The sequence below is a fragment of the Vibrio sp. Vb1980 genome, from assembly GCF_033338615.1.
GTDB lineage: Bacteria > Pseudomonadota > Gammaproteobacteria > Enterobacterales > Vibrionaceae > Vibrio > Vibrio alginolyticus.
This window is the reverse complement of record NZ_JAWOSZ010000001.1, coordinates 679,901-690,496: the sequence shown is the minus strand read 5'-3', so window position 1 is coordinate 690,496 and position 10,596 is coordinate 679,901. Positions and strand designations below refer to the sequence as shown.

The following is a 10,596-nucleotide window of genomic DNA, read 5'->3' as shown; positions in this document are numbered from 1 at the left end:
TTGTTGTCATTAAAGCAATTAGTGCGGTGGGATAATGATAAATATGACAAATCTGTTGCGCTCAGTCGACAACAGCCATAAAGGGCTGCAATTGCTATTAGGCGATTTTTACCAAGATTTCAGTGACGCAGGGATTGATATTGAGATGCTGCATAAACAAAACCGTTTTGAAGCACTCAGATGTTATTCAAAAAGACTAAAGACCATTCTCGTCTTGTTATGTGATGACGACTTACCACCAAAATTGGCAAAGCTTGAACACTTAAACAAACACCATTTCCCTGCTCCTAATGAATTGATCGAGGACGTTAAAACCGAGCTTAACAACGTAAACAAACAAATTAGCCAGCTGTTAAAAATCGAAAATTCAATCGATAGCCGCACAGGTAGTGAATCGTAGGGGTGGCTCATGAGTAATAAGCAAATAGAACATCACCTCAAAAAGGCGCTCGTTTCGAACAACGAAGCTTCGAAGGTAACAGCAGACGATACAATCGTGCTAGCCAGTGCAATGACCAGCGTACACAAAACCTTGCTGGTTATCTTTTTGCTTTCCATGGTGGCTATCGCCGTGGCATCTCAGGCTCGTATCGACATTGTGGTGTCGGTGCGCGGTGAGCTATTGCTCGAATCTGACATCGAAAAAGTGCAACACCTTGAAGGCGGTATTCTAGAAGAAATGCTAGTACGCAAAGGCGAAGTGGTTTATGAAGGTCAGCCTATTGCACGCCTTCGCTCTCTGGATAGAAACACTCAACTTGATACGGTAAACACAGAGATCATTCAGCTTGAGCTAGACAAGATTCGTTACGAAAGCCTGCGCGATATGGTGGAACCCGATTTTTCTGCCTACATCGAAAAGTACCCAGAATTAGTGCAAGTCAACATGAATACCTGGCAGCAAGAATTTTCTAAAAACCGTTCCAGTGAAGAGTTGATCACTCACGATATCCAACATAAGAATTCGCTTATTGATTCAATGCTCAAGCGCCGTAAAAGCTCCGAGAACCAGCTCTCCTTAATACGCAAGCAGCTCAATATTAAGAACACCTTGTACAAAGAGGAAATGGCGTCTTACGTCGATGTTCTGAATATGCAGGTTCAAGAGTCAAACATGGTGCGTGAGATTGAAAACCTTGATGAGTCGGTCATGAATGAACGCTTCCAACTCGACAAACTAGAGAAGCAGTACCGAGACTTGGTGGAGAATCGTAATGCCGAGTATCAAGCGCAAATCATCCAAGCAAACAAGGACTTAAAGTTGAAACGTATATTACGTCCTCAACACTCAGATAAAGTGGATCGCCTCGTGGTTTACGCCCCTATTGACGGTGTAGTAGATAAAGTGCATTTCAACTTCCGCTCCGCTGTGATACCGCCAGGTGAAAGCATCGCGGACATTGCACCGATCAATAACGCCCTTCATGGAGAGGCGAAGATCCCGCGTAAAGACATGGGTTTTGTAGAAATCGGACAAGCGGTCAAAGTGAAGATGGATACCTACAACTTTGCCAAATACGGATTTTTGGAAGGTCGAATTGCATCGATCAGCCGTTCTTCTTATGAAGAAGAAGACGCTGAATTCTACCTCGCGGAAATCCAAATCAGTCAAAACTATCTAGAGCGCGGAGGCACACAATACAAGCTGTCCCCTTATATGGAGTTTACCGCAGACGTGAAAACAGGTTCACGCCGGGTTATCGAATACGCAGCGAAGCCGGTTATGTCGGCTATCGAAGACGCGTTCGATGAGAGATGATGGATGAGTAGCAAACCTTCTTACAATATTTCCGTTCCTGTTATGCGCCTAAGCATTGCTTTCAGCTTGATGCTGGCTGCCCTCGCCTTTTATTTGTATATCTCTTGGGACAAAGTGGATTCAGTCGAGAAAGTGCAAAACGCGCCTCTGTTGGTTCAAGCTCAACAGCTCAACCAAACTATCGAGTTTGATATTCAAACGCTTCAACGCTGTTTAACCGAACGTTATTGCAGTACAACAGAGCTTGATTTTGAGGTTCTGAAGAACGAAATTGACCAATTTAAGTCGCTCGCGTCACTCAACAAAACCGAGTTTAGCTTGGTGGGCGCGACCGAATACACGCAGCTTGAACTGGCAATCAATCGCTTCTCAGACAGCCCAAAAACACGCGACGATGTGTTGGCACTGTACCTCTCGCTCACCAATAACTACCTACAAATGGACGACAACTACCGGACCATATTTAACAACCATGCGAGCGACCTAATGATGGAGAAAAACGAGTTCTTCATTTGGTTGTTTGTGGTCGTTGTCGTACTGGTTGGTATCGCAGTGCTATCGAACTTGGTGGCAATCCTTAAGCTGAAAAAATCCAGCTCGAATGAGCGTGACATTGACCAAGAATTCGATGAGCTTTATCAAGAGCTCAAACAACTGGATTTACAAAGGTTGGAAGAGTTGCTGAATGAAGTGAGCATCAATCCGAAGCAGCGTCAGATCTACTCACACCTAAAACTGATTTTCAGCAAACTCGAAGAGCAAAAACGCAATAACGATCTCTACAAGCAGCTCTATGCTCTGATTGGTTACGAGATTCGTGGCATCACCAACACCATTAACGGCGGCGTGCAATATCTCGTTCAAGAGACCGATGAGAGCGGCGTGTTGATGGCGCAAGATATAACCTCGGCTGCCAATACCCTGTCTGAATTGGCAGAGAACTACAACCGACTCATTTCACAAGGGACCGAGAGCAAATCGAAAGAGTTTTCACTGCTGAATGTACTGTCTGAATTGATGATTCACATCAGTTCAAAAGTGCAGCGAAATGAAGGTGAGCTAGACTGCTTTATCTCGGATAACCTACCAAACCGTGTTGAAGGACAATCCACCAGCTTATTCTGGGTGTTGTTCCTACAGCTATCAAATGCCATCCAACTCAAAGCCGACAAGAAACTGTTTGTCACCATTGAATCAGGTGCGGCGTCAGACATTGAAAATACCCGCCTGACCATCAATCTAAACTTCTTAACCACACTGGATGTGCCGTTTGCCAAGCTCAATACCCTACACTGGAGCGACCATAAGCAGCACACTGCAACCAAAGACGATTTGGCGAAAAGCGTACTGAAAGATTATGGCTATTACGAGAGCCATTGGTATCAATCGGGCAATCAGGAACGTTTTCAAATTCAGCTCGATTTGAAAGCCAAAAGCTTCCACACCGAGAAAACTCGCTTCGACAATAAGCGCCTATTACTGTGTGCCAACTCTCAGCTGCGCATTGATGTGATGAACAAAATGTTAGTCAACTTGGGCTTAGAGATTACGCCAATTCGAACGCCGAACGAACTCTTCTCTGCGGCAAAAACCTTTGGCGAATACGATGCCATCATGCTGACCGACACGTTCGAGCCAAACAAGCTGCCCTCACTGAGCAAAACGGTGAAATCGCAACTGCGCAATCACCCGAACACGAAGTTGTTGCTTTCAGTCACTAGCACTCAGCAAGCACAAGAGAGTCATACCTTTGTCGACAAGATTCTGAACTCCCCTGCGATTCCGTATGAGTTCATCCCTAACCTATTAGCAATCATGGAAGCGGAAGCCTCTGAAGAACAGATGGAGAACAGCTCATTCCTGATTGTGGAGGATGACCGTGTTCAACAGATTCTACTCAAACGTATTTTGAGCAAGCAAGAATACGAAGCCGACACCGTTGGCGATGGCGCAGACGCCGTTCAGCATTTCATGAATCAGCGCTCAGACATCATTTTTATGGACTGCATCATGCCGGGCATGGGCGGCATTGAAGCGACCAAACGCATTCGACAATACGAACAAGAGAGCGGACAGAACCCTTGCACCATTATAGGTGCGACAGCATTGACCAGCAGTAATGAACACCAAGCTTGTATCGAAGCTGGAATGGATTACGTGATCAGCAAACCTTATAAAAACGACGAAATCATCAAGGTGATCAACAAGTATGTGGCGGTACAGAAACTTAACTAGCTGCGTATTGGCAGCGCTTACATTGAGCAATGCTCCTTCGGCAATGGCGACCACCTTGCTTGAGGCGGTCAAACTCGGCTTGGAAAACAATTTATCTCTGCGCGCTAGTGACAAAGGCGTGGAAGAAAACGAATACAACATCGACATTAGCCGTTCTAAGTTTCTACCCTCTTTAAACGGTGCTGCTGATACCACATGGAATGAAAACGAAACCATATTAACGGGAACACCGGATACACGTTCTAGCTACAACTCGAACAGCTACAGCGTGTCTTTATCCCAATCGGTGTTTAACCTTGGTGACATCTTTAAATACGGCACCGCGAAGCTTGACTTCAACATTGAAGAAATCAAACACGAGAACAAAATCCAGAGCACCATTTCTGAAATCGCGACGCAATATTTCGAATACCTGAAAAACAACGCGCAAATCAAAGCCACCCAAGTAGAACTTAAATCGTCTGAAACACGTGAGCGCCAAATGCGTCGCAACGTGGAACTTGGCAACACTGCGGCGAGCGAGTTGTATGAGGTAATTGCCCAGAAAGAAGGCATTGCCAATCGCTTAAGAACCTTAGAGAAAGACCGGCGCGTAATTTTGAACGGTTTAGAGATTCAAGTTCAATACCCAGTCACCCCATCACAGGACATCTACGAAAGCGTGCCCTTGGCGGAAATCAGCGAATCCGAACAACGTGAGATTCTTGAACAAGCTTTGAAGCTCAATAACGACTTATTGGTTGCGAAGAAAACCGTCGAGCGCAGCCGAAGAGGCTTGAAAGAAAGCGGTTCAAACTTTGTGCCGACCGTATCGCTCTCTGCCAGTTACCGCTACGACGATGCGAACAACTATGACCGAACCGACCCAACCGCAACAGGGGACAGTAACTCCACCAGTGTCGGCTTGAACTTGAATGTGCCAATTTTCTCAGGCGGTTCGGATTACTACGGTTTTCAAAAATCATCGACTGCCATCGAGCGAACGGAGCTGCTGTACCAAGATTCGTTGTTCACGACGCGCAATAGCGTTAACACCTCAGTACTCAACATTAATGACTTCTCCCGCGCCATCAGCAGTTACGAGAACATCATCCGTGCCAACTACGCTTCCTACAAAGGCATTCAACGCGCCTATCAGCTTGGTACTCGAACCATTACCGACTTACTGGCAGCGGAAAGTAAACTGTTTAGCGCGCTACGTGATTACGAGAGCGCGCGTTATGACTACATCATTGAATCGATCAATCTTGAGCAAATCAAAGGCATGCTGTCGGTGCAATCCATCGAAAGCATCATGCAGTTGATGGGCGATATCGAAGGCAGAAGCAATCAAGACTTAGTTCCAAAACACCTTCTCTCTAAACCATCGATTAAGAAAGGAGGTAGCAATGCAAACTGAGCATTTTTCCCAGAAGATTAACTTTGCTGACAAGTGTTACCTGACTTTCTCCACGGTGATCTCAACACTGTTTGGTTTAGTGCTGCCCTTTTCGATTCTGATTATCTTTGACCGAGTTTTACCTAACCAAGCCAAAGACACGCTGTTTCTTCTGTTTGCCATTATCTTGATCACCATCTTCCTCGACTATCACTTAAAGAATCAGGAAGAGAAGATTTCGTCGGTGATCATGAAGCAATTCGAAACCAACTTAACCAACAAGGTGTTTCAATCCATCTGTTTGGCTGAGATATCGAAGTTTCGTCGCCTAGAACCCGGTGAATACTTAGAGCGTATTGCCACCATTCCCGAGATTAAATCCTTCTTTGGCGGAGAATCTGTACGGGCATTGATCAACCTTGCCGTCAGCATACTGACCATTCTGATTATCGGTGTGATCAACATTTGGGCGGGAGTGACCATCTTGCTCGCCTCCATCATTTTGGCGGTGTTCGCACTGAGCCTATCTAAGCAGAAAATCAACAGCTTAGAAAACAAATCCGACATCGAAGGCTTAACTACTTCTAAAATCATCGAGATCATCTCTAGCCCACTCGATATCAAAGCGCGCAATATGGAATATCGCGTTGAGAGCCTCATGACACAAATGGTGGAAGAGCGTGAAGTCGAGAACATCAAATACGAGCAAATTGAATCGAACTTCAGCCTTATCTTGTCGCTCATACAACAGCTCTCCATTGCTTGTGTGGTGGTAGTTTTGGCAACGGCAGTTATCAACATGCAATCGAGCCAAGGCATCATGGCTGCCATCATCATGCTTACCAACCGCTACTTCGCGCCATACCAGCAAGTAATGCGCACGGTGAGTCGATGGGAGTTGAACAAGCTTCATATTCAACGTATCGCCGAGCTGCTTGAACTTGCTGCATCTGTAGAACAACAAAATGACACGACAGAAGTCGAGCGCATCTCGGTGAAGTATTCGGAAAAACAACGCATCGAGTTTGATCGTGGTCAGGCTTACTTGCTAACAGGGAAAAGCGGCGCAGGCAAAACCCACCTCGCGAATTGCATTACGCGACAAAACACCGACAGTAAGCTCGATATCCAAATCAACGAGACACCGCTCGATGATGTCAACTACAACGTCTGGCGTAATAGCGTGCTCATGGTCGACAAAACCAGCTCGTTCGTCGAAGGCACCATCATAGACAACCTGACTTGTTTCCGCCCAAGCTTAAATAACACGGCATTTGCGCTTTGCGAAACCATGAACATCAAAGCACAAATCGATGCCCTTCCTGCTGGTTTTTACACCGAACTTAAAGGACATTTACGCAATCCATTCTCGCGCCAAGTTGCTTATGCCTTGCTGCTAGTGCGTGCCTTGCTTGCAAACAAACGAGTGTTGATCTTCGACGATATCGACTGTGTTTATGACGACGACTTTGCTCGATTGGTTTTGACCAGTACTGCGTATCGCGCCAACGACAAAATACTCATCATCGTCAGCAATAAGATGGACAAACTCAATCATCGCCTCAAACGCGTCAAACTTACCGGAGGTGACCAATGAGTATTTTGGTTGATTTTAATAATGTCCCTCAACGCTTGTTGGACTTTGAGGCTCGCAGTTATGACGAGCGATACAATCAGTCACCTTTGATTCGTGGTTTAGCTTACACACTCATTGCACTTGAATGGGAAGGCACACCTTCTATCCTCAGCGACGCTTTTATCCCTAAGCCAAAAGACAGCGACAGTTTTATCGCCACGATTGAACGCCTTGGTTACCGTTGTGACGTCACCAAACTAAAAACGTTGGAGCACATCGAGGGGCATCCTCACCCTTGTTTTATCGAGATAGAAAACCTCACTGCGATTTTCTTGGGCACCAAAGACGGCAAGCTGATCCTGTTTGATTACACCAATAACAACACCATTGAATACCCGCTCTGCAAAAAGCCATGCTTGTTGGTCTCGATCAGCGAATACTCGCGCTTGTTCCGAGAGCCACCACCTGAATCTCAAGACCGCAGTAACTGGATTAAATACGCGTTTTATCGCTACAACAATGAACTCAAAAGCCTGATTATTCTCAGCTTCGTGGTCAGCATTCTCGGCGCACTCCAGCCTTTTTTTATTATGAGTGTGTACAACTTCGCCTTAACCTCTAGCTCGCAAGCCACGCTCTATTGGCTCACGTTATTTGCTGTGATTGTTGGGTTCTCGGAATACTTTTTCAAGAAAATGCGGGTCAACATCATCGCCACATCAGGGAAGGATTTGGCGGTGCATATTTCTCAAAACGTAATATCCAAACTGTTGTGGCTTCCTTATTCGATGACATCTACCGCTGGTGTCTCTTCTCAGTTAGCACGTTTGAAAGACATCGACACTTTCCGCCGTTTGGTAACCGCAGAGTCAACATTAAGCTACTTCGACATGCCGTTTGTTATCGTATTCATTATTGCCATTGCTCTTATGTCTGGTACCGCGGCGCTAGTCGTTATGGCGGGGTTGATTTTAATGTTGGTGTTCTGTGTTTATTCTCGTTACATCTACTCGCAAGCCACGTCCAAGAGCTCTCGCGCCAACGCCATGGTTTCTTACCAATGGAATGAGATTCTTCGTGGTATAAAAACCATCCAAGGCTTGCCATTGTTGCGTGTTATCCAGTCCCGCTTTAGCGCATCGCATTTACAAAGCACCAACGATGCAGAACATGTTTCAGTGACTAATAGCAGGGTTCAGGCAGCAGGCGGGAGTTTGATTCAGGTTATTGGTACCGCAAGTATCGTCGCGGCCGTTATCGGCGTGATGGACGGCACCTCCGATGCAGGTGCAATGCTTGCTACCGTAATTTTAGTCTGGAAGGCGTTGGGGCCTATTATGGGCATCTACAACTCTATTTCTAAGTTCCAATCCATTAAGGCGTCTTCTGCGCAAATCAACAACCTTATGGCGATGAATGACGATAAGCTAACGTTAGAGAAAAGCCCCCCTATTCGCCTCTTTCAAGGTAGTATCGTCGGCTCTGGTGTGAGCCATCGTTATAATGGTGCGGCAACAGGCTTAACTAATCTCGGTTTTAAAATTCCACCGGGCGCAAAAGTCGTGATTTGTGGACCAACAGGTTGCGGTAAAACGACGCTCATTTCTATTATCGCTGGGCTAGAGGAACGCTATCAAGGCTCAGTTTCGGTGGACGGTTATAACATCAAACAGTTCAACAGTTACCGCTATCGAACCTCGATTAACTACATCCCGTTTAACCTGCATATTTTTGAAGGCTCCTTGGAGACTAACTTCATCTTGCATAATGGGTTAATCCCAACAGAAAAAATGCGTGAAATGGTGAGTTTCTTTGAGCTCGATACATGGTTGCCACAAGGCCTGGACACTCAATTGAGCGTTGATATCTGTAAAAGTTTACCAAATGGTATTCAACAAAGACTGCGGCTCGCATTAGGGCTAGGCAACTGCGAACAATCTTTGATTATCATTGACGAGCCATTTAATGGTGCAGAGCAAGAAAACTCCCACTACTTCAAGCGGTTATTTAGCGACAAACTACTCAATAAGACCGTTATTTTCTCAACGAATGATCCGGGCATGATCTCTACATCCAATATGAGCTTAGTCTTGGAGCCAGATGGCAACCTGAAGTATTTCGGGTTAACCGATAAGTACTTAAAAAGTCTAAGTTAAGTTCGGAATGTGGTGTGGTTCATCATTCATACTTGAGCACGGTCATTGACAAAAATGTAAACGATGAGACTATTTACTCTGTAAGCGCGTACACTAAGGAATCCGATGTATACATTTGTTGCAGACAAATTGGATGTGGTTTATTTATCAACAATACCAGAAAACTACCATTTACAAGACTTCGACGTGCCTGAAGAAGAACTCGAAATTCGTGAAATTGTAGAGGTATGGTATGAGTGTGCGTTTCTTCCTGACTTTAACCTTCAATACATCGACATCGAAAACAAAACCGCATTAGTCGAGACACAAGCGCAAGTCGTAAACAACTACACAAGTACGCTCGCTTTTTTACTCAAAAGTCGTGCTTATCGCGCAGCACTTAACCGATTATTGAGTGTATGGAGATTGGAGGCAGCAGCTAAAACACAGCTTGAGCTGCTGTTACTTACGGAAGAACAGAGTAGCAAGCCAGTAAATTAATCGGCTAGGATAAGGGGCTAAAAATCTTAAACCCAACCATCGAATCGGAGACGTTTCTGCACGCGTTCAACCGCCTCTATCTGCATCTGACGAACACGCTCGTTAGACACGTTTAACAACAGGCCTATTTCCGACAAGGTTTTCACTCTCTGGTCAAATAATCCGAATCGATGGATTAAGACTTCCTGCAACTTAGTTGGCAAGGTTTTAATAATATTTTCAATAGCTTGAGTAAAGCACTGGTTTTCACAGTCTTGTTGTGGATCTGGCGTATACTCACTTTCACACAGTTCAAGAACAAATGGAACGCGATGTAGGTCCGCAGTGGTCGATACATCAATAAAGCCACTAAGCGCAACAAGTTCATCTATACGCTCTGCTTTCACCCCTGAGCAGCGTGAGAGTTCAGAAATAGACAACTCCTTGCTCTCACTTTTTGACGCATCGAGCTTTTTTAAAGCCAGGCTATTTATCTCTTTGCACACATGAGCAGGTAAACGTACCGTGCGGCCATTGTTCATTAATGCCGCTTCTATATTCTCGCGAATCCACCATACCGCATAAGTAGAAAAACGGTAGCCTGGCTCAGGATCGAACTTATCGACCGCTTTTATCAAACCAATATTACCTTCTTCTATTAAATCGAGCAGAGTAAAGTTATTGCCTGGCCGTTTGAGGTAGCCTTTTGCGATTTTCACAACAAGTCGAAGATTAGACTCAATCAACATTTCGCGCGCTTCTTCATCACCAGCTCGATTAAGTTTGGCGTAATGCAACTCCTCTTCACGAGACAATAAATCAATGCCCACAATATCTTTGAGATAGTGAGCATAAGGGTCTTTCCCAACTGACAACGATTCTTTCATTGACAGTTCATCCGTGACAGCTCGGAACCTAGCAAAGCATTCGTTGTTCATTCCCCGTCCTTCTCAAGCCAACTTATTTCTTATCTTCTTTAATTGTTTTTGTACAACACTGTATGCATCATGCTTTATATGCATTACTTTACACT

Annotated in this window: 8 protein-coding genes; 7 read left to right on the top strand and 1 reads right to left on the bottom strand. The window is 45.1% G+C overall.

Annotated elements, in window-relative coordinates; translation table 11 throughout:
• Window positions 1-31 precede the first annotated feature (31 nt).
• The 7 genes from R7F64_RS03075 (at window position 32) to R7F64_RS03045 (ending at window position 9,584) form a co-directional block, all read left to right on the top strand.
• Window positions 32-400, top strand: coding sequence for a hypothetical protein (locus tag R7F64_RS03075; protein WP_031777210.1), 369 nt, complete (start codon window positions 32-34; stop codon window positions 398-400).
• Between the two features lie 9 nt (window positions 401-409).
• Window positions 410-1,759 (top strand): HlyD family type I secretion periplasmic adaptor subunit, encoded by a 1,350-nt coding sequence (locus R7F64_RS03070; protein ID WP_318071446.1) that lies wholly within the window; start codon window positions 410-412, stop codon window positions 1,757-1,759.
• A 3-nt stretch (window positions 1,760-1,762) separates the two neighbouring features.
• Window positions 1,763-3,994, top strand: coding sequence for a response regulator (locus R7F64_RS03065; RefSeq protein ID WP_318071445.1), 2,232 nt, complete (start codon window positions 1,763-1,765; stop codon window positions 3,992-3,994).
• Window positions 3,969-5,393 (top strand): TolC family protein, encoded by a 1,425-nt coding sequence (locus tag R7F64_RS03060; protein ID WP_318071444.1) that lies wholly within the window; start codon window positions 3,969-3,971, stop codon window positions 5,391-5,393. The genes R7F64_RS03065 and R7F64_RS03060 overlap by 26 nt, the downstream gene beginning before the upstream one ends.
• Complete coding sequence (locus R7F64_RS03055) at window positions 5,383-6,969, top strand: ATP-binding cassette domain-containing protein (RefSeq protein WP_054728910.1); 1,587 nt, start codon at window positions 5,383-5,385, stop codon at window positions 6,967-6,969. Before R7F64_RS03060 ends, R7F64_RS03055 begins: the two co-directional genes overlap by 11 nt.
• Window positions 6,966-9,104 (top strand): ATP-binding cassette domain-containing protein, encoded by a 2,139-nt coding sequence (locus R7F64_RS03050; protein WP_318071443.1) that lies wholly within the window; start codon window positions 6,966-6,968, stop codon window positions 9,102-9,104. Before R7F64_RS03055 ends, R7F64_RS03050 begins: the two co-directional genes overlap by 4 nt.
• A 105-nt stretch (window positions 9,105-9,209) precedes the next feature.
• Window positions 9,210-9,584, top strand: coding sequence for a hypothetical protein (locus tag R7F64_RS03045; protein ID WP_318071442.1), 375 nt, complete (start codon window positions 9,210-9,212; stop codon window positions 9,582-9,584).
• Between the two features lie 26 nt (window positions 9,585-9,610).
• Here R7F64_RS03045 and R7F64_RS03040 read toward each other — a convergent pair whose 3' ends face one another.
• Window positions 9,611-10,501 carry an RNA polymerase sigma factor RpoD/SigA gene (locus R7F64_RS03040; protein ID WP_086047295.1) on the bottom strand — a complete coding sequence of 297 codons (891 nt, stop codon included), beginning with the start codon at window positions 10,499-10,501 and terminating at the stop codon, window positions 9,611-9,613.
• Window positions 10,502-10,596: the final 95 nt, after the last annotated feature.

Bases quoted from the DNA above. Each gene is read 5' to 3' on its own strand.
- R7F64_RS03070 (WP_318071446.1), top strand. From the start codon at position 410: ATGAGTAATAAGCAAATAGAACATCACCTCAAAAAGGCGCTCGTTTCG.
- R7F64_RS03065 (WP_318071445.1), top strand. From the start codon at position 1,763: ATGAGTAGCAAACCTTCTTACAATATTTCCGTTCCTGTTATGCGCCTA.
- R7F64_RS03060 (WP_318071444.1), top strand. From the start codon at position 3,969: ATGTGGCGGTACAGAAACTTAACTAGCTGCGTATTGGCAGCGCTTACA.
- R7F64_RS03055 (WP_054728910.1), top strand. From the start codon at position 5,383: ATGCAAACTGAGCATTTTTCCCAGAAGATTAACTTTGCTGACAAGTGT.
- R7F64_RS03050 (WP_318071443.1), top strand. From the start codon at position 6,966: ATGAGTATTTTGGTTGATTTTAATAATGTCCCTCAACGCTTGTTGGAC.
- R7F64_RS03045 (WP_318071442.1), top strand. From the start codon at position 9,210: ATGTATACATTTGTTGCAGACAAATTGGATGTGGTTTATTTATCAACA.
- R7F64_RS03040 (WP_086047295.1), bottom strand. From the start codon at position 10,501: ATGAACAACGAATGCTTTGCTAGGTTCCGAGCTGTCACGGATGAACTG.